Source organism: Rhizobium sp. 22-785-1 (assembly GCF_053521965.1).
On record NZ_JBNWDI010000016.1, the window covers coordinates 1 to 22,041 of the forward strand.

18 protein-coding genes, 1 tRNA gene and 2 pseudogenes are annotated in these 22,041 nt (G+C 56.9%); 7 read left to right on the forward strand and 14 right to left on the reverse strand.

Annotated features, from left to right (window positions below; genetic code table 11):
• Positions 1 to 18: 18 nt before the first annotated feature.
• A tRNA-Met gene (locus tag ACQZ5M_RS20805) sits at positions 19 to 95 on the forward strand.
• A 429-nt stretch (positions 96 to 524) separates the two neighbouring features.
• Here the strand turns inward: ACQZ5M_RS20805 and ACQZ5M_RS20810 are convergent.
• The 8 genes from ACQZ5M_RS20810 to ACQZ5M_RS20845 form a co-directional block, all read right to left on the reverse strand.
• Positions 525 to 1,925, reverse strand: coding sequence for an FAD-binding oxidoreductase (locus ACQZ5M_RS20810; protein WP_449080769.1), 1,401 nt, complete (start codon positions 1,923 to 1,925; stop codon positions 525 to 527).
• A gap of 51 nt (positions 1,926 to 1,976) precedes the next feature.
• Positions 1,977 to 2,663, reverse strand: coding sequence for an ABC transporter permease (locus tag ACQZ5M_RS20815; protein WP_449080770.1), 687 nt, complete (start codon positions 2,661 to 2,663; stop codon positions 1,977 to 1,979).
• Positions 2,664 to 2,667: 4 nt separating this feature from the next.
• Positions 2,668 to 3,375, reverse strand: a complete 708-nt coding sequence (locus ACQZ5M_RS20820; RefSeq protein WP_449080771.1) for an ABC transporter permease — start codon at positions 3,373 to 3,375, stop codon at positions 2,668 to 2,670.
• A 131-nt stretch (positions 3,376 to 3,506) separates the two neighbouring features.
• Positions 3,507 to 4,301, reverse strand: coding sequence for a transporter substrate-binding domain-containing protein (locus tag ACQZ5M_RS20825; RefSeq protein WP_449080772.1), 795 nt, complete (start codon positions 4,299 to 4,301; stop codon positions 3,507 to 3,509).
• A gap of 57 nt (positions 4,302 to 4,358) precedes the next feature.
• Positions 4,359 to 6,323 (reverse strand): DUF2817 domain-containing protein, encoded by a 1,965-nt coding sequence (locus ACQZ5M_RS20830; RefSeq protein WP_449080773.1) that lies wholly within the window; start codon positions 6,321 to 6,323, stop codon positions 4,359 to 4,361.
• 101 nt (positions 6,324 to 6,424) lie between these two features.
• On the reverse strand, positions 6,425 to 7,531 hold the full coding sequence (gene hisC / locus ACQZ5M_RS20835; RefSeq protein WP_449080774.1) for a histidinol-phosphate transaminase: 1,107 nt from the start codon (positions 7,529 to 7,531) through the stop codon (positions 6,425 to 6,427).
• A gap of 41 nt (positions 7,532 to 7,572) precedes the next feature.
• Positions 7,573 to 8,691 (reverse strand): FAD-binding oxidoreductase, encoded by a 1,119-nt coding sequence (locus ACQZ5M_RS20840; protein WP_449080775.1) that lies wholly within the window; start codon positions 8,689 to 8,691, stop codon positions 7,573 to 7,575.
• A 12-nt stretch (positions 8,692 to 8,703) separates the two neighbouring features.
• Positions 8,704 to 9,750, reverse strand: coding sequence for an aromatic ring-hydroxylating dioxygenase subunit alpha (locus ACQZ5M_RS20845; RefSeq protein WP_449080776.1), 1,047 nt, complete (start codon positions 9,748 to 9,750; stop codon positions 8,704 to 8,706).
• Positions 9,751 to 9,851: 101 nt separating this feature from the next.
• Between ACQZ5M_RS20845 and ACQZ5M_RS20850 the strand changes: the two genes are divergently transcribed.
• Together ACQZ5M_RS20850 and ACQZ5M_RS20855 are read left to right on the forward strand one after the other, a co-directional pair.
• Positions 9,852 to 10,799 carry a LysR family transcriptional regulator gene (locus tag ACQZ5M_RS20850; RefSeq protein WP_449080777.1) on the forward strand — a complete coding sequence of 316 codons (948 nt, stop codon included), beginning with the start codon at positions 9,852 to 9,854 and terminating at the stop codon, positions 10,797 to 10,799.
• 212 nt (positions 10,800 to 11,011) lie between these two features.
• Positions 11,012 to 12,961: an ABC transporter ATP-binding protein/permease gene (locus ACQZ5M_RS20855; protein WP_296038743.1), complete on the forward strand. Its 1,950-nt coding sequence runs from the start codon at positions 11,012 to 11,014 to the stop codon at positions 12,959 to 12,961.
• Between the two features lie 86 nt (positions 12,962 to 13,047).
• Here ACQZ5M_RS20855 and ACQZ5M_RS20860 read toward each other — a convergent pair whose 3' ends face one another.
• Positions 13,048 to 13,464: a DUF1810 domain-containing protein gene (locus ACQZ5M_RS20860; RefSeq protein WP_449080778.1), complete on the reverse strand. Its 417-nt coding sequence runs from the start codon at positions 13,462 to 13,464 to the stop codon at positions 13,048 to 13,050.
• A gap of 128 nt (positions 13,465 to 13,592) precedes the next feature.
• A complete protein-coding gene (locus tag ACQZ5M_RS20865; RefSeq protein WP_449080779.1) occupies positions 13,593 to 14,021 on the reverse strand; it encodes a DUF4112 domain-containing protein in 429 nt (142 codons plus the stop codon).
• Between the two features lie 259 nt (positions 14,022 to 14,280).
• Here ACQZ5M_RS20865 and ACQZ5M_RS20870 point away from each other — a divergent pair.
• Positions 14,281 to 14,712: pseudogene (locus ACQZ5M_RS20870) on the forward strand (transporter substrate-binding protein).
• A gap of 210 nt (positions 14,713 to 14,922) precedes the next feature.
• On the opposite strand, the gene ACQZ5M_RS20875 reads toward ACQZ5M_RS20870, so the two are convergent.
• The 4 genes from ACQZ5M_RS20875 to ACQZ5M_RS20890 form a co-directional block, all read right to left on the reverse strand.
• Positions 14,923 to 15,942, reverse strand: a complete 1,020-nt coding sequence (locus ACQZ5M_RS20875) for a LacI family DNA-binding transcriptional regulator (protein ID WP_449080784.1) — start codon at positions 15,940 to 15,942, stop codon at positions 14,923 to 14,925.
• Positions 15,943 to 16,049: 107 nt separating this feature from the next.
• Entirely contained in the window at positions 16,050 to 17,063 is a 1,014-nt protein-coding gene (locus ACQZ5M_RS20880; RefSeq protein WP_449080780.1) for a zinc-dependent alcohol dehydrogenase family protein, read from the reverse strand.
• Between the two features lie 14 nt (positions 17,064 to 17,077).
• Positions 17,078 to 17,848, reverse strand: a complete 771-nt coding sequence (locus ACQZ5M_RS20885; protein ID WP_296021141.1) for an L-iditol 2-dehydrogenase — start codon at positions 17,846 to 17,848, stop codon at positions 17,078 to 17,080.
• A 126-nt stretch (positions 17,849 to 17,974) separates the two neighbouring features.
• Entirely contained in the window at positions 17,975 to 19,288 is a 1,314-nt protein-coding gene (locus ACQZ5M_RS20890; RefSeq protein ID WP_449080781.1) for an ABC transporter substrate-binding protein, read from the reverse strand.
• 320 nt (positions 19,289 to 19,608) lie between these two features.
• Here ACQZ5M_RS20890 and ACQZ5M_RS20895 point away from each other — a divergent pair, with 320 nt between their 5' ends.
• From ACQZ5M_RS20895 to ACQZ5M_RS20905, 3 genes and pseudogenes are all read left to right on the forward strand, one after another.
• Positions 19,609 to 20,592: a tagatose kinase gene (locus tag ACQZ5M_RS20895; RefSeq protein ID WP_449080782.1), complete on the forward strand. Its 984-nt coding sequence runs from the start codon at positions 19,609 to 19,611 to the stop codon at positions 20,590 to 20,592.
• 1 nt (position 20,593) lies between these two features.
• Positions 20,594 to 21,865 (forward strand): D-tagatose-bisphosphate aldolase, class II, non-catalytic subunit, encoded by a 1,272-nt coding sequence (locus ACQZ5M_RS20900; protein WP_449080783.1) that lies wholly within the window; start codon positions 20,594 to 20,596, stop codon positions 21,863 to 21,865.
• 77 nt (positions 21,866 to 21,942) lie between these two features.
• Positions 21,943 to 22,041 (forward strand): annotated as a pseudogene (locus ACQZ5M_RS20905) (sugar ABC transporter permease); the annotation flags it as partial.

A 22,041-nucleotide genomic window follows, 5' to 3' on the forward strand; every position in this document is an offset into this window, starting at 1 on the left:
GACATCGCTCAAAATCAACGCGGGGTGGAGCAGCCCGGTAGCTCGTCAGGCTCATAACCTGAAGGCCGCAGGTTCAAATCCTGCCCCCGCAACCAAATACCCGAAATCAAAATCATCATAAAAACCCCGTGGAACAAAAACCGCGGGTTTTTTGTGTTTTAGGGGCAGGGCATTCCTTCACGCATGCCTCCGCGGCGCTCGCATCGGTAGAAGTACCGAGCGACATCGTTGACCCGATATGCGGCAGCAAAAACTAAAGCTGCGGCGCCTCGATCGAATCCTGCTAACTATCCCCACCGCGGGGCTGCTGCGGACCTGCTGGGATGCAGGATAACAATCAGGTGTTGGGTCGATCATGGCCGTATGGATCAGATTGAGAATGATCGGCGTCAGTCGCTTCAGAGGGTGATACCACTGTTGCGCTCGGGAAGAGGAACCTGTCGACGAGCATCTCGGCCTCTTCTGCATTGGACTGATGCCTTAAGCCCTCCGAACGACAATCCGGCAATCGCGTCGGGTCTGTGCTATTGCGTCAGGACCTTCCCTGGATTGAGGAGTGCTCTTGCGTCGAGACAGGCTTTAACCTGTTTCATCAACATGACTTTTTCAGGATACGCATGTCTGATCAAAGTCTGAGCTCTTTTGCTGCCAATACCGTGTTCGGCGGAGAAAGACCCACCTAATTCGTCAAGGCCGCAGTAGAGGATGTCTTCTATCGCGATGGCCTTGTCGGTGTCGATTGCGTCACGCGCGGCGTTTAAAACGATATGCAGGTTGCCATCAGCAAGATGACCAAAAATGTAAGGGTCTAGCTGAGGATCTAGCTCTCTCAGTTTCGCCATACGCTGCTCGAGATAGCCCTCTACCTCCGACAGCGGAACGGAAACGTCGTAGGAGGGCGCTCCGGGATAAATGCGGTAGATCAGGTCCGTATCTTCCCGCAAAGCCCAGATCGACTTCTCTTGCGCTTTGGACGAAGCGATGATGGCGGAGACGTTTTCATCGTCTTCAGCAACGTCTTCATATATGCGTTCCACCTCAGCTTGGACGTCCGCATCGTCATTTCCGCCCAAGCAGAATAGGAGATTGATGGGATGGTCATTTCTGTAGTCGGTTGCAGACCAGTTGTGATGGGTCGACGTCAGATGGAAGTAGCGAGACCACATGGCTTCAGCAGCACGCAGATGTCCACGCCGCGCCTTTAACCCGCGCTGCATTGCATTCAAGGCAGCTTGCGTCGAGGAAAGCCCGAACAGGACGGTTGCAGTTGAGGCCGGTACGGGTTCGAGCTTCACTGCGATCTTGGTGATGATGCCAAGCGTCCCTTCGCCGCCAATGAAGAGATGCGAAAGCGCGTACCCCGCTGTGTTTTTGACCACTCGAGTCAAATCCGAATAGATGGTTCCATCGGGAAGAACAGCTTCCAGCCCCAAAATGCGATGGCGCATGACGCCATATCGAAAAGCAGCAATTCCGCCCGCGTTTGTGGATGCCATGCCGCCGATCGTTGCCGAGCCTCGTGATGGCAGATCGATGCCGGGTTCGAGCCCATAGTCTGCGGCGGCCTCTTGAAGCGACTGTAGAGTAACGCCAGCTTCGACGATGGCGACGTTCTCAATGGGCGATAAGAACGTAATCCGGTTGAGACGGGCGGTGGACACGACGATCTCGCCAGCGCGCGAAATACCACCGCCGACCAGCCCCGTCCGCCCACCATGGGTGACGATGGCTACTCGGTGGGCATGGCAGCATCGGACGACGGCTGCCAGTTCCTCCGTGGTTCCCGGCAGAACGACTATGCCGGCGTCGAGATTTTCAGCCAGCACGCCATAGTCGATTGCCGACACGGCATCGTTTTCTTTCACATGATCGGATCCGACGAGCATTGCGATCTCGGCCTTAAAGCCGGATGTCAGGCTAGACATTATGTTTTCCTTCGGATGAAGTGCGGGCTTGATGGGCGAGGGCGACGCTTTTTAACGCGGCTCGTGGCGCATCAAGTGTCCTTCGAGCAGCCGGATCATCACAACCAGCACCAGATTGATGATGAGATAGATGATGCCGGCCAGAGTGAAGACCTCGAAGATCGCGAAAGTTTGGCTCATGAGCCGCTTGGCGTAGCCTGTAATCTCCAGAACCGTGATTGTGGAGGCGAGGCTTGTGCCCTTCACGACAAGGATCAACTCGTTGCCATAGGCTGGCAATGCCTGACGAATGGCCAGAGGGAATTCTATCCTGCGGAAAGCGGTGAAACGCGACATGCCTGAGGCCTTTGCCGCTTCCTTGAGACCCGTGGGGATCGACAGCAAACCGCCGCGTAGAATTTCTGACGTGTAGGCTGCCGTGTTCAGCGCGATCGCCATGATGGCGCAGCGCGTTCCGTCGCTGATGATCCACCACGTCACAGCATTGCCCTTGATGAACGGGATTTGCGCCAAACCGTAATAGAACAAGAAGAGCTGCACGAGGAGCGGCGTGCCTCTGAAGATCATGCTGTAGTATTTGGCGATGTTGGCAACCCGGCGTCGCTCGGACATCCGCATGACCGCCAGTCCAAGCCCGATATGAAAACCGATAACGACGGACAGGATCGTCAAAATCAAGGTTTTGGAGAGTCCTTGGAGAAGAACGGGTATCGAGGTCGAGAGGAAATCCATATCCATGGTGTCAGCTCCTCGATCTCAGCCTGACGGTGCGCTCCACACGATCAAAGCCAGCCTGACTGATGATCGTGATAACGAAGTAGACGACGGCAGCTATCAGAAAGAAGATGAGCGGGTTGCGGGTGCTGCCCGCGCCCACGCTTGCTGTGCGCATCAGTTCCTGCAGGCCGACGACTGAGACAAGCGCGGTATCCTTTATCGTCGCCTGCCAGACATTGTTCATTCCAGGGAGTGCGATGCGCAGCATCTGCGGAAAAATGATCCGCCGGAAAATTCTGTATCGCGAGATTCCGAGCGCTTTAGCAGCCTCGATATGTCCTGTCGGTATGGATGCCAATGCGCCACGGATGACTTCCGTAGAATAGGCGCCTGAAATCGCACTGACGGCGACGACGGCGATGATGAACGCATAGCCACTATCGGCGAGTGCGGCGTAGCCGAAGGCGGTAGCGACCCTGGTGACGAACTCTACCGATGAGAAGAACAGCAGATAGATGATCAACAACTCGGGCACTCCACGGATTAAGGACATGTAGGCCGTGACGATGACGGTGAGTGGAAAGATCTTCGCCCACTTGATAAGACCGAGCAGGGTGCCGATGAGCGCTCCGAGTATGATGCTGGCGAGACCGACGGCGATGGTGATCGCGGTACCGCGCAGGATCGCGCCGATCCATCCACCCTCCCAGACAAGTATCAGGCTGTGTTCCATTCGATGCCCCTCGGCAATTGGCTCGGTCCGACGCTTAGATCTCTCTGGCCTTTTTCTGCCGTCGAGATCACTGCGGTTACTGTTCGTGATAGAAGCGCGCCCCGCACGTCCTTGCGAACGGGGCGGCCATGTCAGTTGCAGGGACGCGAAATGTCCATCTTGAACCACTTCTGGCTGGACTTCCCAATCGAGCCGTCGGCGACGAGTTCGCAAAGAGCCTTGTCGACTTTCGCCTTCAGTTCGGAATTGTCTTTCGAAATCCCAACACCGATACCTTCACCCAGGGTGGAGTCGAACTTGCTCTGAACTTTAACGTCGACAAACTGGAAGTCCTTGCCATCCGGCTTGGAAAGAAAGTCCTGCAAGGCCGATGCATCGGCAAAGGCCGCATCGATGCGACCGCTGGCGAGATCGATCTGCATGTTTTCCAGCGTATCATAGGTCTTCAGATTGGCGGACGGGATGCGCTTCTCGACGAAATGGGCATGCGTCGTGCCGGTCTGCACGCCGATGGACTTGCCGTCGAGGCCCTTCAGCAACGCATCGATATCCTTGAGGCCTGCCAGTTCCGAACTCTTGGGCACAACGAACATGTTGGCGAGTTCCGCGTAGCCGACCGAGAAATCGATCTCTTTTTTGCGATCCTGAGTGATCGACATACCGGAAATGATGACGTCGAAACGCTTGGCTTTCAGTGCCGGGATCAAGCCATCAAACGCCTGAACGACGAATTTGCACTTCATCGCAAGCTTTTGGCAGAGCAGATTACCGACGTCGGCGTCGTAGCCGGTCACGTTTCCGGATGCGTCCGCCATGCTCCACGGTGGATAGGCACCCTCGGTACCAATCGAGAGCTGGCCCTCGGCGGCTTGAACCGTGCCTGCGCCAGCAAGGAGCAGAACGAGTGACAGAGCTTTAAAATTCATGTCGATATTCCCCTTTTTTTGAGTGTGTCATCGAACGTTTTTTGTTCCGGCAGAGCGTCATCGCGTGCGGGAGAGGAACTGGCGTAGCCGTTCCGATCTCGGTGCATTGAACATGTCTGCCGGGGCACCCTCTTCCTCCACTTTTCCTTGATGGAGGAAGAGAATCTTGTGTGACACCTCGCGCGCGAACTGCATTTCGTGCGTCACGAGGATCATCGTGTTTCCTTCTTCGGCCAGTTGCCGAATGACCCGCAGAACCTCGCCAACCAACTCGGGGTCGAGCGCTGATGTCGGCTCGTCGAGAAGAATGAGTTTCGGGCGCATGGCGAGGGTGCGAGCAATGGCGGCGCGCTGCTGCTGTCCGCCGGAGAGCTGACCCGGATAATGGGCGTGCTTGTCTGAAAGGCCGACCTTCTTGAGAAGCGCGTGTGCATGATCTCGGGCCTCGGACTTGTGTTGCTTCAATACCTGAATCGGCGCTTCGATGATGTTTTCCAGCACCGTCATATGCGGCCAGAGATTGAAGTTCTGAAACACCATTCCCACGCGCGAGCGCATCCGCTCGACCTGCTTGAGATCGGCTGGGATCGTACGTCCGTTGGCGCTGCGCTTCATGCGCAGTTCTTCGCCATCAATAACGATCTGACCTTCATCCGGCTGCTCTAACAGGTTGATGCAGCGCAGAAAGGTGCTTTTGCCTGAGCCAGAGGAGCCGATCATCGATACCACTTCACCGCGTTTGGCCGACACATCGACGCCGTTCAATACGCTCAGAGGCCCGAAACGCTTGTGGATGCCGCAAACCTCGACGGCAGGTCGATCCGTGGTTTTTGATTTTTCGTGATGCGGATTTGCGAGAACCGTGACCGATGCGGCGGCTGGAACGATCTTTTCGACACCGGCGCCTCCAAGCGCCTTCAGCTGAGCGAAAGCCCGGTCGAAATGGCGCAGCGACGCGGAGAGACAGACATTGCGCCAATCTGCGTCATCGGGAATGAAGGCAGAACGAATATCTCGCTTGATGGCCTCACCGAGCGGCGAGTCGACCTTGCCGTAAAGATGCAACCAATTGTCGGCCTTGACGGCTTTCGATACTGTTTCGCCGTCGAGGGTGCCGCATTCGATGACGAGAGGTAAAACGCGCGCTGCTGGCAGGGCGTGTCGAACGGCGCTCGACACATAACCGGTTGCCGTGGCGGCAATTCCTGTTCCGGTTTCGGCGTCTTTTCCCGTCCTCACGACCGAAAGGGCGGGTCCGAATATCTCCACTCCCCACCCCAGCCCTGGATGGTCGCTTTCGGCAACCGACAGAAATGCTGGATAGCCATATGGCCCGGCGCCAGTGTGGAGATCGAAAACGATAACGTCCGTCGCTTGCTGCGCGAATATCGCCAGTATGTCCCTCAGTGTCCGGTTGGACCAGACCGGGCCGTCGCCGCCATAGAACAGGCCGTCCGGAAAAGCGTATTGGCCAGCTTCTATGATGGGTGCGAGGCCTTTGTAACCACCAGCTTTTACACTGATCGCATCGTAAGCCGCATCCATCTCGTCGCGCACGGGACCGTCCCATGAAGGACAGATCAGAAGCGGATGAATGTCACCATAACGTTCGTTCCTCGGCGGCGCTTTCTGCCAGTCGATGAAATTGCGGTTGAGGTCGACATTGTCTTCGTTGACTCGCCGTGACCAGGCGGTACCCCATGGGTTGATGAGATGAATGGCGAGTACAGCTGTATCGTCCGGTAGACGCCACGGAGAGTTCTGCGAAAACCATGCGGTTTGGCAGGCAGAACCAAAGGGGCCTTCGACGCCATGGGTACCGGAGATCGACACCATGAGTTTTTTTGCATCCTGCCGTCCAAGATAGGCGACATCAGTCGAAAGCTGCTCGCCCGATGGTCCGTGCAAGGGATGGAGGTACTCCGTGAGACTGGCGCCGGCGGTGCGGGCCGCTGCGATAAAACGCGCGCGCAAGGCCGAAAAATCTCCGGCAAAAAGGCCAGACTGCGGTGAAGATGCCATGCGACAAAGCTCCCGGTTTTTCTCATCGTGGCGCGCTTTCGCACGCAGTTGGTTCCCGCAGGTCATTGCCTGCTTTTTTGTTAGATTGAACGCTCTCGGTCTTATTGCCCGGCAAGCGTTTGTAGTGCGGCTATGAACCGATCGTTTTCCGTCCTTTTCCCGACCGTCATGCGGATGAAGGTCTCGTAGCCTTTCTCCTTCCATGGCTTGACGATGATGCCGTGCGAGAGCAGGTGGTCGAAGACTTTCTGGTTGTCGAGGCCAACATCGATGAAGAGAAAGTTCGTTTCCGATCTCGCGGCTCGTAGCCTCAATGCAGATACCGCATCGGCGACCCGTGCACGCTCGGCTGCAATGGACGCCACGGATGCCTTCATCCAGGCCTCGTCTTCAAGTGCGGCAAGCGCCGCGATCTGTGCTGCTGTGTTGACGTTGAATGGTGTCTTCGACGAGGTTACGGCTCGCGCAAGACGCTCGTCGGAGAACACGGCATAGCCGACCCGCAGCCCTGCAAGGCCATAAGCCTTGGAGAAGGTGCGCAACACCACATAATTCAACGTTGACCTGGACAGGACTGCCAGTCCATCCGGCACGTCGCCACTGACATATTCGAAATAGGCTTCGTCAAGAACAAGAAGTGTTTCCGACGGCACTGCTGCAAGAATCCGGTCGAGGCTCACTGCATCGAGGGCAGGGCCGACAGGGTTGGATGGCGAGGAAAGAAAAAAGATCGCCGGAGACTTGGTAAGGGCCGCAATGATCCCCGGCACGTCGAAGTCGAGATCGACGCGCATCGCGACCTTGTCGACCGTTGCACCATTCGCCAGCGCTTCGATCTCGTGCAGGCCGAAGCCAGGCGAGACTGTGGCAACCATCACGCCGGGACAGAGTACCGCGCGACAGATGGCTGCGATCATCTCCTCCGAGCCGTTGCCGATGACGATCCGCTCTGCCGCAACGCCTAGTTTCGCGCTGAGCGCGCCTCGCAATGCGGTGCAGGCAGGATCGCAGTAACGCGACGGGTTCAGGTTTGCGAGTGCTGCCAGCACTTTTGGAGAACAGCCATCCGGATTTTCGTTGCTGGCAAGCGCCGCGATATCGTCACGACCACTGATTTTCCTCGCGACGGCGATGTTCATTCCGGCGTTGTAGGGCGGTAGCGCCGCTACATGCGGATTGAGCCTTATCTCTGTTCGTGGCATATCCATCTCGGCATTCCTCAAGTATTGCGGTCCGTTCAGTCGCTCGGTCAAAGATCGAGGACGATTGACGATTTCGGCTTCGTGCAGCACAGCAGCACGCGCCCTTGGGGCACTTCGTCGAGCGGCTCTTCGAAATAATCGACCTCTCCGGCAACAAGCGCCTGTTCGCAGGTGCCGCAAATGCCGGCGCGGCAGGAAAATTCGGGCTCGATTCCGTTCGCTTCGAGGCAGTCCAGGAGAGAAACGCTTGACGCTGTCCAAGCCAGCTCCCGTCCCGACTTCTGAAGTACGATCCGGATGTCATCCTTGTTTCGTCTCGGGTCCGTTGCCACGGTCGCTGCCCCTGTCTTTTGCGCATCGGTAGCGGCCGGTTGCGCCTCTTTATCGGACAGCAGACTAGCCGGACCGAAGAACTCATAGGCGATCCGTTCCTTGCGCACGCCGAGCCCGATCAAGATCGCGTACAAGGCCTTCATGAAAGGTGGAGGCCCGCACATGTAAATGTCGTAGTCATCAAGCGGCAGAAGTTTTTGCAGCACCTCGCGTGTGAGAAATCCAGTCGAATGACAGCGGCCGGCTGCAAGATCGTTCTCATCAGCGAAACGGTGACAGAAATGCACTGTGATGCCGCTACGGACCGCTGCCAGTTCTTCCACCTCGTTGCGCAGGGCATGGACTTCCATGCTGTCACACGCATGAATGAACCACACCCGTTGTGCTGTCTCATGGGCCAAAACGTGAAGCATGGATACGGTCGGTGTCAGGCCCACACCGCCGGACAGCAGCAGGACAGGCCTAGTGCTTTGCATGTCCAGCTTGAAGGCCCCGCGCGGCGTGTCGATCTCCAGCACCGCGCCGGGTTCAATCTCGTCATGTAGCCAGCAGGAACTCAAGCCCTGTGGCATATTCTCAGACAGTGCAGCCTCACGCTTTACCGTAATCCGATACGTGCCGCTTTGTTTTGGCGATGAGGAAACCGTATAGTTCCTCAATACATGCCCGCCAGCACCATCGGGAATGCGGATGGAGAGGAACTGGCCAGCCTCGAAGGGCCGCCAGTGGTCTTTATTGAGGGGTGCCAAGGTGAAAGAGGTAATCGTTTCGCTTTCACGCGTCTTGGCGATTACCTCGAAGGGCTGGAAGCGTGAGGATGCGGCCTGTTGCATTCAGGACAATCCTTATTCCGCTGCCTGGCTGACCGGCTGGCTCTCTGCTTCCGCGGCAATCAATTGCGCCAGCTTGCGGCGGAAACGTAAGGGACCGACATCGATCTTGAGGTCGAGGTTCGGCGTCTGCTTGTTGGCCATGCCGTGGTGAACCGCCTCCAGAACGACCCGGTCTTCCTCGAAGGCGCCACGAACGGATTTGGCGAAGCTTGCAGACACGGCCGGGTCGTCGGGCGCGAAGTTTCGCATCTGGAACCAGTAATATTTCGTCCGGTTCTCATCGACAGGCGTCATGAAATTGTAGCTGTCCATCAGGAAGGTGTTATCGGGCAGCGTCTTGCCCTCGCCGCCGGTGAAAGCAGGTGCGAAGATCGCTTTGATGATCGCGTTGCTCGGATAGCGCACCTCGTAATGCTGCTTACGGTCGGTATTGCCTTCGAACTGAAGGAAAGGCGCATAGAATGGCGCTGGCTCGCTATCGATCATCCAGCGCCAGACAGTTACACCATCATCCTTGACGGTGGTCTCAAGCGGGGTTTCCTCACAGGCCGAGCTCGCGAAGGACGACTGATGGACCCAGGCGACGTGGGATGGATCGAGCAGATTGTCCGTCATGTAAAGATAGTTGCAGTTCAGCGTCATGGACTCGCCGCGATTGATGCCCCAAGCGGGATCGCCGAAATGCTCGACGGCAAAAATCTCGTCCGGATCGGCTTTTTCGGCATCTCCCATCCAGATCCATAGGAGGCCGTAGCGCTCGTGAACCGGATAGGAGCGAACCTTGGCGACATGGGGAATTCGCTCTGCACCCGGAACGCGGGTACAGGCTCCCGAACAGTCGAATGTGAGGCCGTGATAGCCGCATTCGACATCGTCGCCCTTGATGCGCCCCATCGAAAGCGGCAGCTTTCTGTGGGGACAGGCATCTTCCAGCGCGGCAGCCTGGCCATCCTGTTTGCGGTAAAGAACTACGTTTTCGCCGAGAATGGTAACGGGCTTCAGCTCTCTGCCGACCTCCTGGTCCCAGGCTGCGACATACCAGGTGTTCTTGAGAAACATCTCGCTCTCCTTGCGTTTTGTTAGGCTGAGTGTTTGCCGTTTTTCGGGCCTCAACAAGTTGCAAGCGGCTGGTTTCTATTTTAGAAAATCTAAAAAGAGAAATGGATAGAGGAGCCGCTGTGAAGAACCTGTCACTGCGCGCGTTGCAGGCTTTTGATGCGATTGGTCGTTGCGGCTCGATCACCGCCGCCGCCGAGGATCTGGGTGTGTCGCCCGGCGCAATCAGCCAGCTCGTGAGCAATCTGGAGCACTCTCTTGGCCTCACTCTTCTGGAACGGCGTGGACGTCGCGTCGAGCTGTCGTCCTGGGGACGACTTTACTACCGCGAAGTCTCAAAGGGCTTCCAGCAGCTCTCTTTGGCGACGACCGTGTTGAAGCGTGCCAGCAACGAAGGCGGGATCGTCGTCAGCGCGCTGTCATCCGTCGCCAGCCGGTGGATAGGCCGAAAGATTTTCGACTGGCAGGAACTCTGTCCCGACGCGCATGTGCGTATCTTCGGTCAGGATCAGGAGCCTCGTCTCGGGGCTGAGGAGGTTGATTTTCGCATCACTTATGGTCGCCGCTCTTATGTTCACGAGCATGTGGCGCACCTGTTCACCGATTGGGTCGTGCCCGCCTGTTCCCCCGCCCTAATCTCTGCGCGGAAACCGCAATGTCCCGCAGAGGTTTTGACTTTCCCGCTTCTCAATGTCGAATGGGAGTCGGATTACAAGGCCTCGCCGCAATGGCGGGATTGGGCGAAGCTGATCAAGGCTGATCATCAGCAGATATTCTCAGGACTTTCCTTCACGTTGTCGAGCAGCGCTATAGATGCCGCGGTCAACGGCAGGGGCTTCGTTCTTGCACAGCTTTCGATGATCCAGGAAGAAATCACCGCTGGGACGCTCGTCGTTCCTTTCGATATTCGGTTGAAATTATCGGAAAGCTATTTTCTCGCCTGGGACAGAACTGCGTTGGAAAAGCCCAACGGACAGCGTTTCCACAAGTGGATGCTGGCGGTGGCCAGACAGCAGGAATTGATGTCGAGCCCGGAGCGGATCAGAGCATAAACATGGGTCATCCATATTAGCTTTGGCGACGTCCGGTGCCGCCAGGGGAGGTCAGCTTGCTGATCCCAAGGCAGTCGCCGGTGTTGCGGTTGTATTCAAAATCCTCCGAACGGAAGCATCGTGCCGATAGCGGCGTGGCCGAACGCGGAAGAATATTTGACCCGTCTTCACGATAACGTGAAACCTTTCCTGCCGTGGGTCGTTCAGCGCGCATGAAAAATGATGAAGTAAAACCAAAATCGGCTGCTAGTGACGACGAAGTAGGCGCTGAAGCCGCATCCTCCCAAGACAATGAAGGCAATGCTGAGGAGCTTCCCCCGGAGGAAGCGGAACCTGCCGCTGGCTTGACACCAGAGGAGGCTGAGGAAGCTCGCCGAAGGTATCTGCTGAAACGGTTCTGGATTAGCGCACGAGGCTTCTGGAGCCGTCGTGGCGACAAGCTGGCATGGGTTTTCACGCTCGGCCTGTTGACGATGATCGGCATCAATGTCGCGATCCAGTATGGGGTCAACGTCTGGAACCGCGGAATATTTGACGCGATCGAAAAACGAGACGCTTCGACGGTCTATTCGCTCGCGTCGATATTCCCGTTTCTGGTTCTGGGCAGTGTTTTCATCGTCACCGCGCAGGTCTACGTCAGGATGCGCATTCAGCGGCGCTGGCGCTCGTGGCTGACCAAGGTATTAGTCGGCAGATGGATCGCAAACGGTCGTTACTACCAGCTCAACCTGATCGATGGCGATCATAAGAATCCTGAAGCGAGGCTTTCGGAAGACATGCGCATCGCCACAGAGGCACCGGTTGACTTCGTCTCCGGCGTTATCGCTGCTTTCGTCTCCGCCTCCACCTTTATCGTTGTGCTTTGGACGATTGGCGGTGCGCTGACGCTGTCGATCGGCGGTATTTGGGTCACCATTCCTGGCTTCCTGGTCATAGCTGCCATTATTTACGCGGCAATTACCTCCACCGCCATCGCTTTTATTGCGCGAAACTTCGTCAAGGTGTCCGAGGTGAAGAACCAGGTGGAGGCGGAATATCGCTACACACTGACGCGCGTCAGAGAGAATGGCGAAAGTATCGCTCTGCTTGGTGGGGAAGAGGAGGAGCGCAACGACCTAGACAAGAGATTTGGAAATGTCCGGCGGCAGTGGCGGCTTATGGCGCAGCAATATATGCGCACCACAGTCGTTTCCAATGGTTCGATGCTGATTGCACCCGTCGTGCCATTGCTGCTCTGCGCGCCGAAATTCCTCGATGGCAGCATGTCGCTCGGCGAGGTGATGCAGGCGGCGTCGGCGTTCACCATCGTTCAGTCCGCTTTCGGCTGGCTGGTCGATAATTATCCGCGGCTTGCGGACTGGAACGCCTGCGCACGGCGCGTGGCGTCGTTGATGATGTCCCTCGATGGCCTGGAGCGGGCTGAAAAAAGCGAGACTGTTGGCCGTATCGTGCGCGGCGAGACGGAAGGCGATACCATGCTTGGCCTCAAGGATGTGTTCGTGTCGCTCGGCGATGGAACCGCAGTCGTCAAAGAGACGGATGTGGAGATCGGCGCTGGTGAAAGGGTCCTGGTGTCGGGCGAGTCCGGCTCCGGGAAGAGCACGTTGGTCCGTGCGATCTCCGGTCTTTGGCCATGGGGCGGCGGTAGCGTCAATTTCCGCTCCGGCAGTCAATTGTTCATGCTTCCGCAGCGGCCATATATTCCAGCCGGCACGCTACGCCGTGCCGTCTCTTATCCGCAACCGGCGGAAAGCTGGACGGCGGAAGAGATAGGTGCCGCTCTCGAAAAAGTCGGTCTAGGCCAACTCAAGGACAAGATTGAGGACGAGGCGCCCTGGGACCAGACATTGTCCGGGGGTGAGAAACAGCGCCTTACCTTTGCTCGCTTGCTGCTCAACGCCCCCGATATCATCATCATGGATGAGGCGACGGCAGCGCTGGACGAAAAAAGCCAGGACAAGATGATGCAGACGGTGATCGACGAGCTGCCCGACGCAACGATCATCAGCGTGGCGCATCGTGCCGAGCTGGAAGCATTCCATAGCCGAAAGATTACACTTGAGCGTCGTGAAGGCGGCGCAAAACTTGTCAGCGATATCGAGCTTATTCCGCGGAAATCGAGAAGGGGCTCCATGCTTCGGCGGATCGTGAAGCGAAAGTGATGTGTCGTCGCTGACAGTCACTCCGTCCACGGGGTCGCTTGACGACAGCTACGCATCTTTTTGCGTGCAGGCAAATGAAAGGACTTTCACGACAGAATGCCCAGGGTCTGCCTGTCCTGAGCGCCTCTGTAAAAGAGTTCAAGAGCGCCCCGGAAGAGCGGCCTCTGGCCAGCAATTTCGGAAAACAGCGTCATGCTGGAGTGAAATTTAAGGTCATCCGGAGATCCGAGAATGTCATTGGCGCTCAAGTCCGGGTGGCTCAGCATCGCGCGGGTGCAATCTTCCAGCCGCGAGCCGAGAACCGGATGCGCCAAATACGCCTCTGCCTCCGGGCGGCCTGAAATGGCATAGAAGCGCGCCGTTTCCGAGCGGCCAAGACCGCGGATCTGCGGGAAGATAAACCACATCCAATGCGACTGCTTCCTGCCGGCGATTAATTCGTTCAGCGCTCTGTCATAAGTGCCCTGCTGCGCATTCACGAAGCGCTCAAGATCGAAGGACATTGCTTACGCTTTCAGTTCAACTTTGCTTCATCCGAGCACGTTTCGGAAGGTGTAGCAGGTGACCGTCGCAGACTTCGGCCTACGAGCCTCAGAATAGCAGAGCAGGCTGTTCGCGCCTGTTCTATGGATCAGCGCTTGCGCTGCAGCTCTTCCGGCAGCACACCGAAATGATCGAGAATGATCTGAACGTTTCGGCGATGAGATTTGAAATAGACGTCGAAAAGATCGCCTAAGAGCGGTACGCTGCCGACGACCGAGTCCATCGCCACGTTGCCGATCATCTTCGAAATTTTTTCCCGTGGAAGACCAAGACGACGCGCTTCATTGACGATGTAGAGCCCGACAAGCGCGCCGGCGCCGTCACCGAGGATCGGAACAAGACCCAGCACCGAGTCGGCGCCGAACCGCAGCCGCGTGCCCGGAATTCCGACCGCCGTATCCATGAGTCGCGATATGCTGGATAGCATGCGCAGTTTACGCAGACGCTGTTCCAGGACATCCGTGTCGCGCGAGGTGTTCGCACTAAAATGACCAGAATTCCAAGCTTGTGCTGCCATAGTGATCTCCAACGCCGGTAAACGCGGCAACAGAGAAATGGGAGAGCAGCGCTGGATTTCAAGTCGAAGCACCGCTTCTGCTAAAAACGCCCCGTGCTTTGTACGCTACCTGACCAGCAGTAGGGAACCCGCCTGACCCCGACTATGTCTGACAAGACCAGACGCACGCGATCTGTAATCGTCTGTTGGCGGATTGAACGGTCCAAATCGATCAAGATTTACGACCTCCAGATCATTGTGGCGAAGAGGTATATAAAGTATTGGAAGTAAATGGTTTTTATCTCGCGCACGTCACCTGATCCTGGAGCAGGGCTGTCGCCAGATTATCGGTACCATCATATCCGTAGCCCGCAAGGGAGCACTGCCACTCGTGGAAAAACACGATGGTCTATTATAGTATATGTGCCCCTACGAAAGTTTCGAGGCTAATGAAAATACAATCTACACCGGCGGCTGCCCCAACCAGCACCTAATTCCGTTATTTTAATAACTGATCCCGCTCTAAGGTGCCCATCCCTACCTTGTTGGCGCCAACTATGTCTGGGATTGGGAGATGAACAGCTTGGCCCGCGAACTGGTCGGCAATGCCGGTGGTACGGTGCGGGGTGAACGCCATATGCCACTTGAGGAGATGGCCGTTGATCGGCTGGCGTCAAGCGGTCATTTACAGTTCCGAGCTCTCGTAACATAGCCTCTATCGCGCGGTTGGTTCAAGCTGGCGAAGTAGTGGTGCATGTTGACAAGCTTCTTCCTTTTCTGGAATCTGACGCGCCAATGGCGGTCACTGGGTTGATTTCGACAAAGCACAATAAGGGCAGGAAGTTAGCCGGTGAGCTCACCGGAAAACGCCTTCTGAACATTGCCCAGTGCACGACACAAATGATCGGCAGCGTTGCTGAGCTCAGGCGGATGCTCTCAGAATCAATTCGGATTTCAACAGGATTTGATCACGGCTGATCAACGGATCGTCCGCAGCGTCTGCCTCGCCAAGCTTGCGTAGGAGCAGGCTGATCGCCAACCTGCCGATCTCATTGTAGTTTTGCGCGACGGTAGTAATCGGAGGGCAGGCATACTGGGATAGGGGGTGATCATCGTGGCCAGCGACCCTGAGGTCGAAGGCTGAACCATGGCCAACTTTGATACCCTTTTTCCAAGCCGCTGCGATAACGCCGAATGCGAGACGGTCATTCGCGCAGACGATTGTGCGGGTGGGAAGTAGATCCAGCCTGTCGAACAGCCGCGTGGCCTCATCGAAGCCGAAGCGCTCGAAATCCCAGGTCGTGGTTTCGGATATGTTGAGAACCTCGGCTCGATGTCCGGCGCCCTCCATCGCTGCAACATAAATTTCCCGCCTGGCGTCTGCATTTCTGTTGACTTGCGGCATGCCTAGAAAACACGGCGGTTCGCCTGAGCGGCAGAGATAATCGACGATGAGCCCGAAGCTCTGGCGGTTGTCACTTCCAACGAAGGCAGCGTCCTGATCGGCTGGCGAGTCGACATATACGAGGGGAATGCTTTGGCCGAGCTTGGTCAGCGGGGAATTCCGCGGGGCGGATCCTATCGGTGCGATGATAGCGCCGGCTACATTCAATGACTGGAGTGTACTGACGGCGTCGTCTTCCATCTCGGCTCTGCCATCCGACGAAAGCACGAATGCGAGGAAGCCCGCTTCGGCGGCAATAACCTCGATCCGTCTGGTGAGCGCCATGTAAAAAGGGTCGAGGGCGTTGGGTATAATGATGCCGATGATGTTGCTTCGCCGGCGGTTCAGGTTCACTGCAAACATGTTAGGCTTGAAGCCTGACTTGCGCAGAGCCAGCTCGATCGTGTCGCGTGTCTTCTTTCTGACGGAGGACGGATCGTTGAAATATTTCGAGACTGTCGGACGTGAGAGCCCGACGAACTCGGAGAAGTCCTCCATAGTCTTAATCGGTTTTGGCAACACAATCTCCGTTACAGCTCATGGCCTCCGCTGGGTGCGGAAACCAACAGGCCTCCGCACAAACCAGCAATAGCGTCATGCGAATCTCAGTCCGAAACGAACTGTATCTTCATCGTCGCGGGATCGGATGGCTTGGCAAGGAAAAACTGGAGCATCTCCTCCAAAGGGAGGCGGTGGCTGACCAGTTTTGCCATCGAGCCGTCATCGGTCTCCAGCATCGCGATCGCCTCGGGAATGTTCCTGTTCAGGGAGTGGGAGCCGACGATCTTGAGTTGGCGCCGGAACACTTCGAAAGGATGAATCGCTACAGTCGCTTCCGGGGGACATACTCCAAATAGAAGCGCGGTGCCACCGTCCGCGACAAGCTGGATCATATCCTGCACAACTGACGGAACCCCCGTTGCATCGGCGACGCAGTCGAAGTCGCGACGACGTGACGCGAAAAGCGTGGCGTCCGATTTGACGACTTTCAATCCGAGGCCTTCGGCGAACTCAAGCCTGCTGTCGTTTAGATCAGCCAGGGTTACGTTTGACGCGCCCCGTGACTTCAGAGACAGGGCAAGAAGAAGACCGATTGGTCCGGCGCCGAAAATGATCGCCTCGGAAGGCGGTGTCTCTCCAGGGCCGAAGCCTGCCGCACCGATGCCATTCAACGCGCAGGCGAGAGGTTCTGCGAGCGCTGCAACATCGAAGGACAGGTTTCCTATCGGGTGGACCTGATCGCAGCGCACGGCGCAGAATTCACCGAAACCGCCGTTCTGCGTCACGCCATACGCTTTGAGGTCGACGCACAGATTGGTCAGGCCCTTTCTGCATGCGGCACAGCTGCCGCAGGCAAGGTTCGGGTCGACAACGACACGATCGCCCACCTTGACGTTCGTGACGTCGTTGGCGATCGATTTGATCTCGCCAGCAAACTCATGCCCCGGAACGACCGGGAAGGCACCTGTCCCATACCGGCCATGGAGGACATCTATATCCGTATGGCAAAGGCCCGAGGCGCGAATCTGGATGAGGACATGACCCGCCGGCACTTCCGACGGCTGGGATATGTCGGCCAGCACAGGCTGACCCTTGCCGATAAATTGGATGGCCTTCATGGCGGCGCTCCTTGTCAGCTCATCCAGTTCCCGCCATCGACGTTGTACGTCTGAGCAAGAATATAGTCGCTGTCTGCGGAAGCAAGGAAGACTGCCAGCCCCTTGATGTCGTCAGGTGTTGCGAAGCGGCCGATCGGAACGGATTTAGCGACCTGAGCCTTCTTTTCTCCGGGCTTTAAGCCCTCCCACTGCGCAAATTTGGCGTCGACGACATCCCAGTGTTCGCCATCGACGACGCCTGGAGCGATCGCGTTCACGTTGATGCCATGCTTGACCAGAGCGAGTGCAGCCGACTGGGTAGCGGAGATGATGGCCGCCTTGGATGCGCAGTAGAGAGTCACGAGCGCTTCTCCCCGACGTCCTGCCTGGCTGGCCATGTTGATGATCTTACCGCCCTTTTTGCGGTCGATCATGACGTTGGATACAGCACGCATGACGAAGAGCGGCCCTTTGAGGTTCACGTCCATGACCTTCTGGTAGCTTTCCTCGGAGATCTCGTTGATGGGGCCCATATCGAAGATCGCGGCGTTGTTGACCAAGATATCGATGCCGCCGAATTCGGCATCGACCTGTTTGACTACGCGGTCGATATCTGCGACGTCCGTCACGTCCAGTTTCACAGCCTTTGCGGACGGGCCGATCTGAGCGGCAGCCTGCGTGGCACGGTCGATGTTGATATCCGCGATCACGACTTTCGCACCTTCGGCGACGAACGCTTCTGCAAATCCGAGTCCGATGCCTCTTGCCCCACCCGTGATGAAGGCGACCTTGTCTTTAAGTCTCATTTGTTTTCTCCGATAAGCTCGCCCGACGGCGCGCGTCATCCAGTTGCAGTAACGGCGATAGGGTGGAGCCCGGTGAAGCGAACACCGGGCCCCAGGGAGGGCTCGCCATTTCTGGCGGGCGCTCGACTACTTGATGTATCCAGCGCGGGTCATGTCACGGGTGACCTGGGCCTGTGCAGCCTCAAGTGAGGCGTCGACGGTCTGCTGACCTGCGAGAGCCGCGCTGATCTGCTGTCCCACGAACGTACCGATGGCCTGGAACTCGGGGATGGCGACGAACTGCACGCCTGTGTACGGAACAGGATCCTTGGTCGGCTTTGATGGATCTGCAGACATAATCGCCTTCAACACCGTTTCGGCAAAAGGAGCGGCTTTCTGATATTCAGCAAGAGCATAGGTGGACTTGCGCGTGCCCGGAGGAACTGCAACCCAGCCCTCGGACTCGCCGACCATCTTTACGTAGTCCTTTGACGTTGCCCATTTCACGAATGACCGCGCCGTGTCGCCCTTTTTGGTCGTGGCAGGAATTGCGAGGTTCCAGGACCACGACCAGCTCGATCCTGCCGGAGTTACGGCGACGGGAGAGCGTGTGAATGCCACCTTGTCAGCAACCTGGCTCTGCTTCGGGTCGTAGACGCGGCCAGCAGCCGACGTGGCGTCGATCCACATGGCGCACTTGCCCGATGCGAAGAGAGTCTGGTTTTCGTTGAAACCGTTCGCTGTCGCTCCGGAAGGACCGTACTTCGTCATCAGGTCCACATAATCCGTCACGGCCTTCTTCCATGGCTCGCTCGTGAGCTGTGGCTTCCAGTCCATATCGAACCAACGGCCACCATAGGTGTTCACCATCGTTCCAAGAAACGCCATGTTCTCACCCCAGCCCGGCTTGCCGCGCAAGCAGATGCCGTAAATACCCTTGGACTTGTCCGTGAGTTTTGCAGCGTACTCCTTGATCTGATCATAGGTGGGCTGCTCGGGCATCTTTAGCCCAGCGGCGTCGAAGAGATCCTTTCGGTAGAGGGTGAACGAGCTCTCAGTGTAGAAAGGCACTGCGTAGAGCTTTCCATTGACTGTCAGACCCTTCTTGATCGGGTCGAGAAGATCCGCGTAGTCATAGTCGTCGCCGAGATCGTCTACGGCCGAAAGCCATCCGGACTTGCCCCAGATCGGCGCTTCGTAGCCCCCGATCGTCATGATGTCGAACTGGCCGCTGCCCGTCGCAATGTCGGTTGTGACGCGTTCGCGCAGAACGTTCTCTTCGAGCACGACCCAGTTGATCTTGTTTCCTGTCTGCTGCTCCCAGGATTTGGATAGCTTTTGCATGATGATCATGTCGCCGTTGTTGACGGTCGCGACAGTGATTTCTTCAGCATGCGCGATGCCTGCGAGAAGGCCGAGGCCGGCGACGGACGATAAAAGAATGCTGGACTTCACACCCATGAAAATCTCCTCCAAGACGAGTGTTTGCGCATACATTACATGCGTAAACTTTTTATCTGCGCAAGTGATTGCCAAGTCAACAGGGGATTCGGGGTGGCTGAGCAATATTTCAGCGTGACAATCGTATTTTAACCTAATTTTGCAGCAATATTGCATTGCTCCGCATTGATATCGATAGATAAATCAATCATTTTTTGTGCAACGCGAAACAATTTATAAATTTACACGCGTAAATTATATGTTGACACATCAGGGTTGGCGCCCTAGTGGTTGCGGCAATGACATGCAAAATATTCGCATAGCGACAAGTGGGAGGAGCCATGGAAATCGCACAGGCAATCGCTCCGGAATCAATGGGGCCGACCATCACTGCGGGTGAAATCCTCGTGGAAATCATGGCGACATCCATCGGTGAAGGATTTGCCGAGCCTCTTTCCCTCGTAGGTCCGTTTGCGAGTGGCGCCCCGGCCATCTTCATTGATCAGGTCGCGCGAATGGGATGTGGCGCGGGTATCATTTCGGCAGTGGGGCGGGACGATTTCGGTCATCTGAATGTCGATCGTCTCAAGCGCGACGGTGCCGACGTGTCCGCGATACAGATACTGTCCGACTATCCGACGGGAAGTGCATTCGTTCGCTACAGGGCGGATGGGCAACGTGATTTCGTATTCAATATTGCCAGATCCGCTGCCGGGCAGATCGGCTTGAATTCGGCTGCCGAGCAGTTGATCGGCAGGGCGGGTCATGTCCATGTGATGGGTTCGGCGTTTTCCATCCCCGGCATAGCAGAGATCATCATGAGAGCCATCACGCTGGTGAAGGCTCGCGGGGGATCGGTCTCGTTCGATCCCAACATCCGAAAGGAACTGCTGGCGTCGGGAGACGACGCAAGAAGGCAGCTTGAGGAGATTCTGGCCGTAACCGACCTTCTCTTGCCTTCGGGAGAAGAGCTTTTCATTGCTTCAGGTGTCGACGACGAGGCAGGTGCTGTAGCCGCGCTGTTATCGCGCGGTATTTCAGAGATTGTCCTCAAGCGCGGTGCGCAAGGGTCTTCCTGTTTTCATCGTGCCGGTCGCATCGACAGCCCGGCATTCGTTGTTGAGGAGGTGGATCCTACCGGCGCAGGCGACTGCTTCGGAGCGGCGTATCTTTCTTGCCGGCGTCTGGGTCGCTCGATCGCTGAGTCCCTGCAATATGCCAACGCCGCCGGTGCCCGGACCGTGACTGTGCGCGGTCCGATGGAGGGTGCTTCCACCTTCGATCAGCTCGACGATTTCATCAGAAACAATAGGACGGAGAATTGACATGAGCGGAATTCTTCAGGAGCTCGCGGCTGCACGTGTCGCCGGCAATCCCGTCGGCATAACGTCTGTCTGTACCGCGCATCCTGTCGTCCTTCGCGCGGCGATCCGACGTGCGAAAATGACAGGGCGCCATGTATTGATCGAGGCGACTTGCAATCAGGTGAACCATCTCGGCGGCTATACGGGACTTACACCATCCGATTTTGTCGGCTTGGTGTTGGGCATCGCCAATGAAGAGGGGCTTGATCAAAATCTGATCATCTTCGGTGGAGACCATCTTGGTCCCAATCCTTGGAAGAAGGAGCCCGCAGAAGACGCACTTCAAAAGGCTCGCATCATGGTCGAGGCCTACGTCGCGGCGGGCTTCACGAAGATCCACATAGATACGTCCATGGGCTGCGCAGGTGAGCCCGCTGCACTGGACGATATGATGATCGCCAATCGTGCAGCCGACATATGCAGGACGGCGGAAGCCGCAGCGCTGAAGGCGGGGATAGCGCCACCTGTCTACATTCTTGGCACGGAGGTGCCGGTTCCGGGAGGCGCGGATCACGTTCTGGACAGCGTGGAGCCGACGTCGCCGCAAGCCGCTCGCACAACGATCGAGATTCATCGAGAGATCTTCGAGAAGGCCGGTCTTGCCGACGCATTCGACCGTGTCATCGCATTCGTCGTGCAGCCCGGCGTGGAGTTCGGCAGTGAAAATGTGATTGTCTACGACCCACCGAAGGCTGTCGAACTTGCGAAGGTGCTCGACGACCATGATGGGCTCGTTTTCGAGGCTCATTCGACCGATTATCAGCCTGAATATGCGCTGACGTCACTGGTCCGCGATGGCTTCGCGATCCTGAAGGTAGGCCCTGGAGTGACATTCGAATTTCGCGAAGCGGTCTACGCCCTCGATATGATTGCCTCGGAGATCGTTCCCGGCTACGGGACGCGCCCTCTGGCATCCGTGATGGAGAAGCTTATGGTGGACTTTCCGGACGACTGGAAGGGCCACTATCATGGCGACGACATGGCTCTCAGGATTCAGAGGCACTACAGCTACAGTGATAGAATTCGCTACTACTGGAACAGGCCGGAAGCCTTGTCTGCGGTACAGAACCTCGTGGCGGCGCTGGATGGCCGGGTCATTCCCGAGCCCCTTCTGCGTCAGTTTCTTCCAGAATATACGTCGCTTTCCACGTCGTCTGCGGAGGACATCCTCATCAAGGCGGTCGATGCGGTACTGGCTGTCTATGATCGCGCAACGACAGCAGGCCGTGCTTAACGCTGACGGCTGATAGCAACCTCCATCAATCGGCGGCTTCCAGCAAGGAGCGCCGGCAGCACCACTGGAGTAGATGCATGGCAACGCAAAACACCAGGAGCCTGGCGCGTGTGATGATGGCGCCCTCGGTTTTCCTGCTTCTGATCTGGATGATCGTGCCGCTGGCGATGACGCTG